This window comes from Chryseobacterium ginsenosidimutans (assembly GCF_024807225.1).
GTDB lineage: Bacteria > Bacteroidota > Bacteroidia > Flavobacteriales > Weeksellaceae > Chryseobacterium > Chryseobacterium ginsenosidimutans.
Genome location: NZ_JANUCO010000001.1, coordinates 3,224,370 through 3,238,822, shown reverse-complemented (window position 1 = coordinate 3,238,822; position 14,453 = coordinate 3,224,370). Strand labels below are relative to the sequence as shown.

General features: G+C 35.8%; 13 protein-coding genes. 7 read left to right on the top strand and 6 right to left on the bottom strand.

Annotated features, from left to right (window positions below; genetic code table 11):
* Positions 1-73 precede the first annotated feature (73 nt).
* From J3D55_RS15195 to J3D55_RS15165, 7 genes are all read left to right on the top strand, one after another.
* The gene (locus tag J3D55_RS15195; protein WP_259132344.1) at positions 74-2,389 is read left to right on the top strand and encodes an ABC transporter permease; all 2,316 of its coding nucleotides are present in this window, start codon (positions 74-76) and stop codon (positions 2,387-2,389) included.
* 74 nt (positions 2,390-2,463) lie between these two features.
* Positions 2,464-3,750: a TolC family protein gene (locus tag J3D55_RS15190; protein ID WP_259132343.1), complete on the top strand. Its 1,287-nt coding sequence runs from the start codon at positions 2,464-2,466 to the stop codon at positions 3,748-3,750.
* Between the two features lie 261 nt (positions 3,751-4,011).
* Positions 4,012-4,419, top strand: coding sequence for a VOC family protein (locus tag J3D55_RS15185; RefSeq protein ID WP_259132342.1), 408 nt, complete (start codon positions 4,012-4,014; stop codon positions 4,417-4,419).
* Positions 4,420-4,735: 316 nt separating this feature from the next.
* Positions 4,736-6,154 carry a sensor histidine kinase gene (locus J3D55_RS15180; protein WP_259132341.1) on the top strand — a complete coding sequence of 473 codons (1,419 nt, stop codon included), beginning with the start codon at positions 4,736-4,738 and terminating at the stop codon, positions 6,152-6,154.
* A 12-nt stretch (positions 6,155-6,166) separates the two neighbouring features.
* Positions 6,167-7,828, top strand: a complete 1,662-nt coding sequence (locus J3D55_RS15175) for an FAD-dependent oxidoreductase (RefSeq protein WP_259132340.1) — start codon at positions 6,167-6,169, stop codon at positions 7,826-7,828.
* Positions 7,829-7,854: 26 nt separating this feature from the next.
* Complete coding sequence (locus J3D55_RS15170) at positions 7,855-8,130, top strand: UBP-type zinc finger domain-containing protein (protein WP_259132339.1); 276 nt, start codon at positions 7,855-7,857, stop codon at positions 8,128-8,130.
* Positions 8,131-8,193: 63 nt separating this feature from the next.
* On the top strand, positions 8,194-8,799 hold the full coding sequence (locus tag J3D55_RS15165; protein WP_259132338.1) for a DNA-3-methyladenine glycosylase: 606 nt from the start codon (positions 8,194-8,196) through the stop codon (positions 8,797-8,799).
* Between the two features lie 107 nt (positions 8,800-8,906).
* Here J3D55_RS15165 and J3D55_RS15160 read toward each other — a convergent pair whose 3' ends face one another.
* The 6 genes from J3D55_RS15160 to J3D55_RS15135 form a co-directional block, all read right to left on the bottom strand.
* Positions 8,907-9,326, bottom strand: coding sequence for a mismatch-specific DNA-glycosylase (locus J3D55_RS15160; protein WP_259132337.1), 420 nt, complete (start codon positions 9,324-9,326; stop codon positions 8,907-8,909).
* A gap of 21 nt (positions 9,327-9,347) precedes the next feature.
* Positions 9,348-10,967, bottom strand: coding sequence for an MFS transporter (locus tag J3D55_RS15155; protein ID WP_259132336.1), 1,620 nt, complete (start codon positions 10,965-10,967; stop codon positions 9,348-9,350).
* A 2-nt stretch (positions 10,968-10,969) separates the two neighbouring features.
* On the bottom strand, positions 10,970-11,395 hold the full coding sequence (locus J3D55_RS15150; protein ID WP_510185684.1) for an HlyD family secretion protein: 426 nt from the start codon (positions 11,393-11,395) through the stop codon (positions 10,970-10,972).
* Positions 11,396-11,537: 142 nt separating this feature from the next.
* Positions 11,538-12,014 (bottom strand): HlyD family secretion protein, encoded by a 477-nt coding sequence (locus J3D55_RS15145; protein WP_259132335.1) that lies wholly within the window; start codon positions 12,012-12,014, stop codon positions 11,538-11,540.
* Between the two features lie 25 nt (positions 12,015-12,039).
* Complete coding sequence (locus J3D55_RS15140; RefSeq protein WP_259132334.1) at positions 12,040-13,431, bottom strand: TolC family protein; 1,392 nt, start codon at positions 13,429-13,431, stop codon at positions 12,040-12,042.
* A 119-nt stretch (positions 13,432-13,550) separates the two neighbouring features.
* Positions 13,551-14,414 (bottom strand): helix-turn-helix domain-containing protein, encoded by an 864-nt coding sequence (locus J3D55_RS15135; protein ID WP_259132333.1) that lies wholly within the window; start codon positions 14,412-14,414, stop codon positions 13,551-13,553.
* Positions 14,415-14,453: the final 39 nt, after the last annotated feature.

Sequence of the window (14,453 nt, the reverse complement as noted above, 5' to 3'; positions counted from 1 at the left end):
ATCAATTATAAAAAGAAACTGGCTTTCAACAATCATTAATCTGTTTGGATTAACGGTGGGTTTGACTGGATTTATGCTCATCCTGATGCATTGGAATGATGAAGAATCCTTCGAAAAATGGAACCCAAAAAAGGACAATATATTTTATTTCCAAACGTACCATAAACCAGAAAATTCATACGGAAATAATATTTCTATTCCGATGGCAAAGCGCGCAAAAGAAGTGATTCCGGGAGTTGAAGATTACGTTTTGTTCAATGGTTCGGGAATAGGTCTGAAGATGACAACAAAAGATAAAACGGTTTTTCAGAAAGATGGAATGACCTCTTCAGATAATTTTTTCAATTTCTTTCCCTTCAAATTGGTTTCCGGAAGCTTTAAAAATGCTTTAAAAGGAGAGGGTGTCATTGCACTTTCTACTACTGCAGCCAAAAATCTTTTTGAGAAAACTAATGTTGCGGGAGAAAGTGTGAAATTTGATAATAAAAATTATGTTGTAACTGCGGTTTATGAATTGCCAAAAGAAAACAGCCAGATTAAGCCAGAGTTTATAATTACTCCTCCTGCAGAACAGTTTAAAAACGACGAAAAGAATTGGGGAAATTTCAATTACGGATGTCTTTTTATGTTGAAAAAAGGAACAGATCCTGCCGTTGTACAGCAAAAATTCATCAAAGATATTTTCGAATATCGTGCGAGTCTGGATAAAGATTCTTCGGGAATGACAGTTCAGCAATATCTTGATTTATACGGTCCGACTGATAGTGTACTGACGCCACTTGATGAAATAAAACTCCACGCAAAAGCATCTTGGTTTGGAAATCCTGATTTCAAAACATTAATGATTCTTTTCACACTTTCTGTTTTAATTGTGATTTTGTCGGCGATTAATTTTATTAATCTAAAAACGGCTCAGGCTTCTCAACGTGCAAAAGAAATCGGGGTAAGAAAAGCAATTGGCAGTACAAAAACCAATCTTGTTCTTCAGTTTTTGTTGGAAACTTTTGTGATTTGTATTGCTTCATATTTGCTGTCATTGGCTTTAGCAGAGCTTCTTTTACCAAGCTTCAACAAGTTTTATGACAAAGAAATGAAAATGAATGACTGGCATATTTACTTTTACTCTTTTGTAATGGTGATTATGGTAACATTAATTTCGGGACTAATTCCTGCAATGTATCTGTCAAACTTTAAGGCAATAGAAACTTTAAAAGGAAATTTCGCCAGAAGCAGACACGGTGTTTGGCTGAGAAACGGAATTTTAACTTTACAATTAATCATCTCTTCATTCTTTATTATCGGTGGATTAATCGTGAATCAACAGGTGAAATATATGATGGATAAAGACCTTGGTTACAGCGGGAAACAGATTATGATGATTAACTTCAGTGAAAGTAACCCGAAACCCTGGCTGAAATATGAAAGGCTAAGAACAGAAATGAGTAAAATAGAAGGTATTGCCGAAATTTCTTATGGAGAACTGGTTCCCGGAAATGGCAGATCTAGCAGTTCGAATGTCGATTATATGAATAAAAGTATTCAGGCGCAACACGGATCTATGGATTATAATTACCTCAAATTTATCAATGTAAAACTGAAAAAAGGTCGTTGGCTGGATTCGAATCTTGCATCAGATACCGTTAATAATCTTATAGTAAATGAGGCTTTTGTAAGAAAATTCGGTTGGAAAGATGATGAAGCTTTAAAAAATAAAGTTCGTCCGGGATTTGATGATAAGCAATATAATATTGTAGGAATTGTAAAAGATTTTAACTTCAGAAATCTTAGAACAGAAATAGAGCCGATTGCGTTTTTCCATTACAAAGAAACCGAGTGGAAGAGATCGAATGTCTATAATATTCAGTTGAAAATAAAATCGGATGATATCGACGGAACGGTAAAAAGAATTAAAACGTATTGGCAAAGCAATGTAGAACAAGGGTATCCGATAGATTATTATTTTCTGGATCAGAAATTTGCAAAAACTTTCGAGAAATATCAGAAGCAGCAAACACTTTTCACCATCCTGAATGCAATGGTTTTGATGGTCGCTTTATTAGGATTATTCGCTTTGTCGTCATTAATGATTGAACAAAAATTAAAAGATGTTGCCATCAGAAAAACATTGGGAGCATCAGACGGAACTTTAATTATCGGCTTGACGAAGCAATTCCTTTGGATCACTTTGATCGCCGTTCTTATCAGCATTCCGATCAGTTATTATCTGATGAATGAGTGGCTTAAAGACTTCGCTTACAGGATCGATATGCCGGTTTTACCGTTCATTCTAAGTCTTGTGGTATTACTTTTATTAACTTTTGCTGTCGTGAGCATCAAAGCGTATCAAGCCACAAAAGTGAATCTTGTAAAATATCTGAAATACGAGTAAAAAATTGTTGATGGTTGTCGGTTAATTGTTGATAGATTTTCTGACAACCAACAACTATCAACCAACAACCAATTATGAAAAAACTCTTTTTTATATTAATCATTAATCTTTTTCCGGCTCAGCAAACTTGGACGCTGAAACAATGCTTGGTTTATGCATCTGCAAATCATCCGCTGGTAAAGCAATCTGTCGTTACTATTCAGAAAAATGACCGTCAGATTTCTGCCGCAAAAGGGATGTTGCTTCCGTCAGTTGAAGCGGGAATAAGCCACAATTATGGTTTTGGATTAGGAATCAACACCCAAAATAATCAGAGAGAAGCACTCAATACACAAAATGATAATGTGTATGCGCAAGCGAATTGGGAACTGATGAATTGGCGAAATTATCTCAATATTTCTTTGTCGAAAATCAATAAAGAAAGTTCAACTTTCAAAATGAAACAGGCGCAAAATGAGGTGAAAATGAGTGTCATTCAGATGTTTTTCAGTTATCAGAACAGCAAAAGCTGGCTGGATGTTTTGGAAACCCAGATTTCAGGAATAGAAGATCAAATTAAACGTACCGAGAAAGAAGTGGAAATCGGAAACCGCCCCAAAAGCGATGTGTATGACATCAAAGCCAATCTTGGAACGTTGCAGGAACAATGGGTTTCTGCAAAGAATTCCCGCGATCTTTCTAAAATAAATTTACTAAATGCATTGGCGATTACAACCGATTCTTTGGATTTTAAAATGAATGATGAAGATCTTTTGGATTCAAACTTCAACGATCCGGATTTTGTAAAAAACCTGATTGAGAAAAACCCAGCCTACAAAAGCGTTATCACGGAAATAAAAGCTGCCGAAAAGAATATTAATATTGCAAGATCTGCTTATTTACCTACTCTTAACGGTTCTTATAACTGGTCGAGTTTTTACAGCAAAACGTTGGGTGAATCGGCGGATAATTTTTCAGATCAGTTCAAACGGAATAAAAATCAGCAGGTTACTTTCGGACTTTCCGTTCCAATATTTAATAAGTTGCAGGTGAAAAATAATGTGGAGATTGCAAAACTCAATGTTATTAATTACAATTATGAGAAAGAAATTGTGGTGAATAATCTTACGCAAAGCATTAATTCCATCAAAGCGCAATTTCAGAATTCTGAAGAAAAATATACCTTGCTGCAATCGAATTTTGAGAATCAAAAATTATCATTTCAAAAATCTGAAGAGAAATACAAAGAAGGATTAATGGATGCCTACACATTTTTTGTGGTACGAAACAACTGGCTTCAAGCCAATTATAACCTTATCAACAGTAAAAATGAAGTGATGCAGCAAACCGAATTATTAAAAGTACTGAACTCTGATTTTTAATCCGTTAAACTTAAGTTCGGGGTGTGAAAATTTTATATTTTAAACGCTATGTTCGCAAAATTTTTTAATTAAACTTGAAAATATTTTTCGTTCGCAAAGGCGTTTCACTCAGCAAAAATCGCAACTAAGTCGGTTGTTAAATGATAATTTCAAAATTTACAAATACTATTGAAATAGATATCTGTAAATTTTAACTTCTACTGACAAACTGTTGTCATAAGACTGTTTTATTTTTGTAGAATAATTAAAATTTTTATAAAAATGAATTTAGTCTCAATACGTATTATTACTGACAATATAGACAATCTGGTAAAATTCTACGAGCAAATAACCGGAATCTCTGCCATACAATACACACCGGATTTTGCCGAACTGAAAACACCCACTGCAACAATTGCGATCGGAAGTACCAAAACATTACAGTTTTTTGGTGACGAAAGTATCGCACGAGCCGGAGAAAACCATACGGCGATTATAGAATTTTTAGTTGACGATGTAGAAAAGGAATTTGATCGATTAAAAGATGTATTGCTTCCTTATTTGGTGCAAAAACCGACCACAATGCCGTGGGGAAATAAATCGTTATTATTCCGAGATCCGGATGGTAATTTGGTCAACTTTTTTACCCCTGTTACGAAGGAATCTATAGAGAAATTTATGCCTCGTTAAAGGTAAAATATTCATTCTAAAAAGTGTTTTGAAAACTGTATATTTGCAATACAAATCGCCCTATTTATAGTGCGATTTTTTATTTGTTTCTTTTATATATGCTGTTAAATCTTATAAAAATAGAACTTTTCAACTATGACGGTTTGGTATTGTAATTATAAGATCTCAGGCAATAAATATATTAGCTTTTGTTAATGTATTGTATCTATTTATTCTTATTAATATTCTTATCTTTATGATTAATAACATTACGTTAAACATCTATTATAATAATTAATATAACACTCAAGTCGGTATTTAAAACAAAAGGATAAATATGGGACAAAACACAGAGCTTTTACAAGAATTTGATGCATTAATTGCTGTACCCAAAGAACAGTTGGAATGGCTGGAAGAGCATAGCAAAATTATAGATTTTGCTGATGGACAGTTTATTAGTGAAGAAGGGAGTAAAATAGACGGTCCCAATTTTATTCTTGAAGGTCGCGTTTCTCTTTTCATTAAACAAGGCAATGAGAACCGGGAAATTTCCGTGCTTTCCAAAGGAAGTATTTTTGGGTATCTTCCTTATTCGCGGGGGATCATTGCAGGTGTAAACATTCAGGCAATTGGTTCTGTAAAGATAATGTCTTTTAATACCGATGAAATCAACAGTATGATTCGGGATCAGTTTGAGCTTACTCAGGCATTGGTACATATCATGAACAACAGGATTCGTGAGTTTACGGCTCTTCAGCAGCAAAATGATAAAATGGCGGCTTTAGGGAAATTGGCTGCAGGTCTTGCTCATGAAATTAATAATCCTGCCGCTGCCTTGGTGAGTGATTCTCTTTCGCTTCGGCAACATTTGCGTCTAGAGCCTGCCGCTTTTAAAGAACTCACTTCCTTACATTTAGAAGCTTCTCAGGTAGATGGAGTAAGTGAAGAATTAATGAAAATTTTAGCTGAAACGGATAGACCGATTTTAAGTCTTAAAGAAAAATCTAAAAAAGAAGATGCGATTACCGATTGGCTTGATGAGCGAAACGTAAGTAACGCAGAAGAAATAGCTGAGACTTTTGTTGAATTTAATTTCACTTTCGAGAACCTGAAAACATTTGAAAATTTGATTCCTGAACATGCAAGATCACCGATTTTTAATTGGCTTCTCAATGTTTTGGTGACCGAAAAAATGATACAGGATATTCAGGTCTCTTCAGGAAGGATTGCCGAGCTGATAAAATCTATCAAAATTTATACGCACATGGATCGCGGATCAGAAAAAATGGCATCCAATATTCATGATGGGATTCGAAATACGCTGAGTATTCTTGGACACAAATTCCGCAAAGGCAATGTAGAACTGGATGAAAGATATGATGAAACCCTTCCACGAGTTATGGCTTATACAGGACAGCTTAATCAGGTTTGGACGAATCTTATCGATAATGCGCTCGACAGCATGGAAATCAATAAAAAAGGAAAGATTATTATTACCACAGAAAGAGATCGCGAATTTATAAAAGTAACAATTAATGACGACGGACCCGGAATTCCTGAAAATATCAGATCTAAAATTTTCGATCCTTTTTTCACAACTAAAGAAGTCGGTAAAGGGACGGGAATGGGACTTGAAACGGTTCAGAGGATTATCCTGAAACATAAAGGTTCTGTAAAAGTAGAATCAAAACCCGGTAATACGACCTTTATCATATGCATTCCTATTAATAGCTCTACTATTTCCGATAATATTTAAAAACAAAAAACCATGGAAAAACCAATTATTTTCTCAATAGATGACGATCAACAGGTATTAAACGCCATCGCAAGAGATCTTAAAGTAAAATATAGCAGTCAATATAAAATTATCAGTACAACTTCTGCAAAGGAAGCTCTCGAAAGAATTACTGAACTTAAAAATGAAGCACGCGCAATAGCAATGTTTATCTGCGATCAGCGTATGCCGGAAATGGAAGGCGTGGAGTTTTTGGAAGAAGCGATAAAAATATATCCGGAAGCCAAACGAATTTTACTTACCGCTTACTCCGATACGGAAGCCGCTATTAATGCCATTAATAAAGTTCAATTGGATTATTATTTAATGAAACCTTGGGATCCCGCGGAAGAAAAACTTTACCCAGTCATTGATGATTTACTGACGGATTGGCAAAGTAATTATAAGCCTGATTTTAAAGGATTGCGAGTTATCGGCTATCAATATTCACCATTTTCGCACAATATAAAAGATTATCTCGCGGCAAATCTTATTCCTTATTTATGGCTTGATGTAGAGAAAAATCCCGAAGCTCAAAATCTTTTGGATCTTAATAAATTAGCAAAAGAAAACCTACCTGTTGTATTTCTTGATGATGGTTCTATCCTCAAACAGCCCGATGTTGCTACACTGGCTGAAAATATAGGAACAAATCCCGAAATTACTGCTGAAATATATGATGTGGTAATTATTGGAGCCGGACCAGCAGGATTGGCTGCAGCTGTTTATGGCGCTTCAGAAGGATTAAGAACATTGGTTGTGGAAAGAAAAGCTCCCGGCGGACAAGCGGGAACAAGTTCGAGAATTGAAAATTATCTTGGTTTTCCATCAGGATTAACGGGGGCAGATTTGACGCGACGTGCGATAAGTCAGGCTCGTCGTTTAGGAGCAGAATTTTTGTCACCGAAAGAAGTAGTTGATATTAAAGAAGTTGAAAATTATAAAATATTGACATTAGGTGACGGACAGGAAATTAACTGCCGCTCGATCATCATCACAACCGGAGTCGATTACAGAAAACTTGATAAAAAAGGAATTGAAGATTTTACCGGTGCCGGAATTTATTACGGAGCAGCGATTACTGAAGCTTCAGCATGCAAAAATAAAAGCGTGTACATCGTAGGTGGCGGAAATTCTGCCGGACAATCGGCGGTGTATCTTTCAAAATTTGCGGATAAAGTTTATATAGTAATACGCAAAGACAGTTTGTCTTACACCATGTCGTCTTATCTTATTCAGCAAATTGCCGATTTACCCAATATTGAAGTTCTTACTGATACTGAAATCACTGAAGCGAAAGGCGATACCCATTTAGAAAACCTTATTATTGAGCATGTACCGACGGGTAAAACAACGGTTGGAGATGCCGCTGCATTATATATTTTTATTGGAGCAAAACCTTTCACAGACTGGCTTGGTGCAGCGGTACAAAGAGATCAGAAAGGCTTTATAGAAACCGGAAGAGATCTTACAGGATATCCGGAATTTACAAAACAATGGAAACTGAATAGAGATCCGTTTCTTCTGGAAACAAGCCTTCCGGGGATTTTTGCAGCAGGAGACGTTCGTTCCGGTGCGATGAACCGTGTTGCTTCAGCGGTGGGTGAAGGTTCTATGGCGATTTCTTTCGTGCATAAATACCTTGCAGAAAACTAAAATAATCATCATTTTTTAAACTAAATATGACAGAAGAAAATACAATATGTGAACATTTGGAAGCTATTAAAGAATTAAAGCTTCCTTTAAAACACGAATGTTCAGAATGCATGAAAACAAGCAGTCAATGGGTACATCTTCGTACTTGTCAAACCTGTGGAGAAACACTTTGCTGCGATTCATCACCCAATCAGCATATGACCAAACATGCCCATGAAAAGGAACATTTTGTTGCTATTTCAGCCGAACCTGGAGAACGTTGGCTTTGGTGTTATAAGGATGAGCTATTTGCTGAATATTAAAGATTAATTTACGAATAATACCCAAGAAATTATTTAAAAATAATTAATAAAAAACAACTCCATTTGAAACTTCCATTATCATATTACCTTAATCAGGATGTCCTTTTTCTGGCTAAAGATCTTTTGGGGAAAGTCCTTTTTACGGATATAGACGGAGAAATCACAGCGGGAATCATTGTCGAAACGGAAGCTTATTTTGGTGAGATCGACAAAGCGTCTCATGCGTATGGCGGAAAACGTACCAACAGAACAGAAACGCTATACAGTCAAGGAGGTTTAAGCTACGTATATTTATGTTATGGTATTCATCACCTTTTCAATATCGTGACTTCCTTGGAAAACGAACCGCATGGTATTTTGATAAGAGCTGTTGAACCATTTATTGGCAAAGAAATAATGGAGCTCAGAAGAAATATGCCTTTCACCAAATCTGCCATTTCATCAGGTCCGGGTTCTTTGTCAAAGGCTTTGGGAATTGATGGGGCTTTCAACAAAAAAGATTTAACGGGAGAAGAAATCTGGATTGAAGATCATCAGATCAGATATTCACCGGATGAAATTGCCGAAGTACCGAGAGTAGGAATAGCGTATGCTCAGGAACATGCACTTTTGCCGTGGCGGTTTTTTGTAAAAGGGAACAAATATGTAAGCAAGCCCAATAATTTTTAGATCAAAATAAAAGAAATCCTTTTTCCTGACGATGAAGTTCAATATATAATTCGCCATAAGAAGTAATGAGGTTATCAAGTGAAAACCCACGATTCAGACCACTTGGATTAGGGAGAAACCCAAACTTTTGCACCACAAAAATCTTCAGACTGCAATCCCCAGGAAATCTGCTTTTTCCCTGAAAACGTTTTGTACGCCACTTTTCCTAAAAATGCAATATATTTTGGCTGGAATTTTTTCATTTTAGTTTTAAAAAACTCAAGAGAATCGTTAAATTCTTCTTTTGAAAGTTCGTCTGCGCGCGAAGTTGCTCTGGCTACAGCGGTCGTCAAACCATATCCGAATTCCAGAATACTGGTATCATTTTCAGGTTCGATCTGGTGTGGCGTAAAACCTGCCGAATGAAGAACTTTCCAAAAACGGTTGCTTTTCCCTGAAAAATGATGTCCATCGATTGCCGATTTTAAACCGGGATTAATTCCGACAAAAATTACTTCAAGATTTTTACTGATAATATCTGTTAACATGGGTAGAAATGATTTGTAATATTAATGAATGTTTTTGAATGTAGTCAAACGAAATTTTAATATACTGTGATTCTTAAAAACGATCAGTTTCTTATGAATAGGAGGGATTATTATGATTAAAAGAGCGATCAACAACAATCCAATTCCAAATAACATGAAGATTGCCCGATTGGTCAAAAGCTGACTTTGTTGTGCCAGATTTTGCGCAATGGATGAATTCGCCAATGCTGCAGCCTGATCTTGTAAAAAACCTTTTGAAATATACAGATTTTTATACGAATTCAGACGATCTATTGTATTTTGATTCTCTGACGTGATTGATCCTAAAAATCCTTCTTTAAAATATTGATTAAAATACAACTGCAGATTATAAAATCCCGCAAATGAGTTTAAAGTTGCCGTAAAACGAGTATAAGCAGCGATAATCAAACCTGTTGTTCCTGTATGAACTGGAGCGGATGAAAGTACATAAATCATAATAGGTACAAACAAAAGTCCCGATGCCGCACCCTGCAAAAATACCGGTAAAAACAGATCTGTAAAAGATAAATCCGGTGTTAAGAAAAAAGACATCCACAGATTAAATCCACCCAATAAAGCAAATCCCGGAGCAAAAAAAACAGTCACGGAAATCTTTTTTACAACAATTAAACGAATCGAAAACACTAAGAAAATTACGATTCCTGCTAAATTGGTAGCCGTGAGTAAAATGACATCCAATGTGCTCCATTTCAGGATTCCTCCGGCGTAATTGTAGATGAGATTCATGCTGTCTTTTCCTCCGTAATAGATCGCCAACAGACACAATCCGATAAGGAAATTACGTGATTTAAAAACATCAAGATTCACGACAGGTCTTTTTACAATGTACTGTCTGTAAATGAATAAGATAAGTCCGATTGCTCCAAAAAAAGCACTCCAGCAAATCCGGGAATCTTCAAACCAATAATATTTTGAGCCATAAAGAACCGTATAAGCCACAGAGAGCGCCGTGAACGCAAAGATGGCCATTCCCGACCAATCGATTTGATACAAAGGATATTTTTTGATCCCCGATTTTCGTTTTAACATCAATAAAACCAAAGCCAACATGAAAACCTGAAATAAAATCAGACAATAATAAGTGAATTTCCAGTCGAATGATTCAACAACAACTCCCGCAACCAACGCAATTAAAACTGTATTGCTAAGCATTGTTCCATAAAAGACAGCGGAACCGACAGGTCTTACACGTTCTGGAGCCAAAGATGAAAAAACCAGTGTTAATGAACAGACAATCACATTTCCCGCAAAAATCCCCTGCAAAAATCGGATCACAAAAAATAAAAAAATATCCTGACAATAAAGGCAGACAATATTAAGGATAATCGTAATCACAATATTAAACAGCAGATAACTTCTTGTTTCAAAATACCTTAAAAATCGAAATTGTATCGGTAAAATCGTGATAATTCCTGCATAAGTTGCCATTACGGCAAACCAAATGTCTTCCGGTTGAGCTCCCAAATACGAAACCAGATAATTTTGAGTAAAAACAAACATTCCCAATTGTGCTAAGCCTGATAAAAGCAAGAAAAACAGCATGATACGGGTTGCCCATTTCCAGCCTGTCGTCCAGTTTTTAAAATAAATTGATTTCATAATTAAGATCTTTTTTTAACGGAAACAGTGACATTCATCCCTGCAACAATTCGCTGCGCATTTTTATCTGAAAACTCAATTTTCACGGGTACTCGCTGAATAATTTTAACAAAATTCCCCGTCGAATTATCAGGCGGTAAAAGTGAAAACTTCGAGCCTGTAGAACCTGCAATCGCGACAATTTTTCCTTTAAAAATTTTACCGTTTATGGCGTCCAGTTTTATTTCTGCAGGTTGTCCGATATACATATCTTCAACTTGGGTTTCTTTAAAATTTGCCGTAATCCATTTTTCTTTTTCATTAATAATGCTCACCAATGGCTGTCCAGACTGTATCTGTTGTCCTTCCAGAATATTCTTGCGTCCCAGTCTTCCGGAATAGGGAGCTTTGATGATAGTATAAGATAAATTAAGTCTTGCGAGCTTCAACGCAGCTTCTTTTCTTTTAATATCGGCTTGAAGAAGGGCAAAATGAGTTCTGAGCTCTGAGATTTTGGCTTCGTTGGTTCGAAGACCATTTTGTGCAGCGCTGTAATCACTTTCCGATACGTCATAACGCGCTTTTACCTGCTCAAGTTTCTGCTCCTGTTGCGGCTTCTTCGCTCACAAGATTTTCATAACGTCGGATATCCTGTTGTTGCTGAACATATTTTGCGTGAGCGCCTTTTATCTGATCACGATTGATTTGCGTCCCCGATTCAGCGGAATGAATAGTCGCAGAAAGAACCGCCAATTGACTGTAGGAATCGTCAAAAGCCGCTTCAGCAGACTGTAATTGAGCGAGATATTCGCTGTTATCCAATATAACCAATGTATCGCCTTTTTTCACGAATTGATGCTCATTAAAAAGAACTTTCTCAATATATCCTCCCGCTCTTGCCGAAACAGGATTAATGTAAGATTCTACCTGTGCATCGTTCGTTTCTTCGTAATTTTTGCTGTTTTTTAAATAATTAAAAAAATACACGGTACTTGCGATTACCAGAATGATAGCTGCAATTTTAATAATAATATTGCCGGGATGTCTTGTATAATTATTTTTTTTCATGGCTTTATTCTTTAATTTTTTTCTGTTATAAATTTCCACTTGTATATAAAATATGATAGTAGATCGTCAATGCATCGGTTTGTGCTTTTACGAGATTTAATCTTGATTCCTGATAAAGGTTGTCTGCGTCTAGTAAATCCGTTAATAATGCAAGCTGATTTAAATATTTTGTATTCACGATTCTGTAGTTCACTTTTGCCTGTTCTACAGATTTTTCGTTGACCGAAATTCGGTTAAGCGCTTCCTCATATTTAATGTAATACGCCTTAATCTGCGAATTAATAATGTGAGTATTTTCTTTCTGAATTAATTCTAATTCTTTTACACGCATTTTTGCGGCAGTCAGTTTGTTTTTATTCTGATAAATTGATGAAATATTATATTGCAGTTTCAATCCAACAAAACCAATAGCATACGCCTGATCCACAGGCGGAAAGAATAAATAATTAGGATAATTCAACCCATAAGCACTGAAAAAACTAAGACTTGGCATATTGTTACTTTGAACAGTTTTCACTTTTGTACGCTGCAATTCCACATTTTCTGCTGATTTTTGTATGCTGAAAGAAGAGCTTTCCGTTCTTTCAATAAGCGGTAAAAGAGAATTGATTTCGGGTTTTGAAATTCCTGCAGAATCAATCGGGGATAATTTTATAGAATCGGGCAGATCCATTAAAACAATGAGTTTTTGATTCGTAATGCCAATATCATTTTGATTTTGCTGCAAAGAAAGCTCGACATTCGATAAGATAACTTGTGCACGAAGAACGTCACTTTTGGTCACTTTTTGATTTTTATATAACGAATTAATATTTTCCAGTCTTATCTGAGCTCTTTTAAGCTGATCTAAAATAAATTTCTGAGATTCATTAAGTTTCAGTAATTCAAGATATTCACTCGCTGTTTGAAAAGCTGCATTTCCTGAGGTATCAAGCGTATTTAATTTGGCTAATTTTAAACGTGAATTTTGTTCGTTTTGCAACGCTTTTTGCTTCCCACCACTATAAATATTGAATGATACATCAATTCCCAGATTGGCAGAATTGGGAGTCGGTTTTCTTGATCCCGAAGTCGAATGATTCAGTCCGTCTGTAAATAAGATAAGATTTGAAAACCGTTGATACGAACTTCCTGCGTTGATAACAGGTAAAGCACTTTTATAAACATCTTTACGGTCTTCATCAACTGCATTTTCTTCGATATTTGCTGCCTGAACCGATTGATTTTGGCGTTTTGCCAATTGTACGGCTTCAGAAAGGGTAAGCTGATATTTTTGTTCTGTGCTATTTTGTGCAACGATGGTTATTGGAAGCAACAAAAAAGCACACATCCAAAAAACGAAAACTGATGAACGTAATTTTTCGGTAACAATCTGTCTCTTCTCAAGCGACAAACTGTAAGGTATTGATTTTGTCATGATTCAAATTTTTATTTAAATTTTCATTAGACAAAATTCCTACAAAATAACCCGTTAAAGTAGGTGGTTTACCCTTGATATTCGTCGAAATAGCTTATTTTGGAAAAGGTAAACTAATTTCAGTCGAGTTTTTTTCTGTACTCTACAGGAGAAACACCGGTATTCGCACGGAAAAACTTCCCAAATACAGATTGGTCGGAAAAATTCAATACATCGCTGACTTGAGAAACGGTTAATGTTTTGTTTTGAAGTAAAACTTTGGCTTCCAAAATTACGGCATCGTCGATCCATTTTCCTGCCGATCTTCCGGTGTATTTTTTAATGGCAGCAGAAAAAGATTTCGGAGTCATATAAAGATGTTTGGCGTAAAAATCCAATTTATGTTCATTCATATAATTTTTACTCAAAAGCTGCCGAAATTTAGTAAAAAGAGGATGCTGTCCGTTAATCGACGAAATTTCTGAACCTAATTGTCTGTAATAGGTATCGATTTCATAGACTAAGGCAAAAATATAGTTGCGGACAAGCTCACTTCCGTGATATTCATTTCTCAGCTGTGTCAACTGGATCAGCTCAAAGATTTTGTTGATTTTTGTGTAATAAGATTCCTTTAACGGCAAAACGTGAAGTCCATTATTCCCGAAAAAATCATATTTAAAAAGAAAAAAAAGATCGGGATGACGCTCCAGCAAAAATGTATCTTTAAAAAAGATAACATCCATATTTAAGAGCTCGTTGGTTTTCGTAAAATATCTGATGACAGAAGGTCCCAACGTAATAATCGAAGGTCCGTCAACCATCCATGAAGACAATCCTGCAGTCAATTTTACTGTTCCCTCTTTGATATACGCAATGGCATAACTTTCTGCGCGATACGGCTCTTCATGATAGGGCTGATTCGAAGATCCCACAAAAAGATAGTCTTTTTTGCTCTCCGGAACAGAGAAAAGCTTGCTGTGCGTTGAAAGGGAAAAGGTTTTCATCTGGTTTTATTAGTTACTGGAATTTACAATATTAATCCG

What these genes read in the sequence shown, in the direction of transcription:
- J3D55_RS15180 (WP_259132341.1), top strand. Translation starts at nt 4,736, where the DNA reads ATGGGACAAAACACAGAGCTTTTACAAGAATTTGATGCATTAATTGCT.
- J3D55_RS15145 (WP_259132335.1), bottom strand. Translation starts at nt 12,014, where the DNA reads ATGAAAAAAAATAATTATACAAGACATCCCGGCAATATTATTATTAAA.
- J3D55_RS15155 (WP_259132336.1), bottom strand. Translation starts at nt 10,967, where the DNA reads ATGAAATCAATTTATTTTAAAAACTGGACGACAGGCTGGAAATGGGCA.
- J3D55_RS15160 (WP_259132337.1), bottom strand. Translation starts at nt 9,326, where the DNA reads ATGTTAACAGATATTATCAGTAAAAATCTTGAAGTAATTTTTGTCGGA.
- J3D55_RS15185 (WP_259132342.1), top strand. Translation starts at nt 4,012, where the DNA reads ATGAATTTAGTCTCAATACGTATTATTACTGACAATATAGACAATCTG.
- J3D55_RS15140 (WP_259132334.1), bottom strand. Translation starts at nt 13,431, where the DNA reads ATGACAAAATCAATACCTTACAGTTTGTCGCTTGAGAAGAGACAGATT.
- J3D55_RS15170 (WP_259132339.1), top strand. Translation starts at nt 7,855, where the DNA reads ATGACAGAAGAAAATACAATATGTGAACATTTGGAAGCTATTAAAGAA.
- J3D55_RS15190 (WP_259132343.1), top strand. Translation starts at nt 2,464, where the DNA reads ATGAAAAAACTCTTTTTTATATTAATCATTAATCTTTTTCCGGCTCAG.
- J3D55_RS15175 (WP_259132340.1), top strand. Translation starts at nt 6,167, where the DNA reads ATGGAAAAACCAATTATTTTCTCAATAGATGACGATCAACAGGTATTA.
- J3D55_RS15135 (WP_259132333.1), bottom strand. Translation starts at nt 14,414, where the DNA reads ATGAAAACCTTTTCCCTTTCAACGCACAGCAAGCTTTTCTCTGTTCCG.
- J3D55_RS15195 (WP_259132344.1), top strand. Translation starts at nt 74, where the DNA reads ATGCTCATCCTGATGCATTGGAATGATGAAGAATCCTTCGAAAAATGG.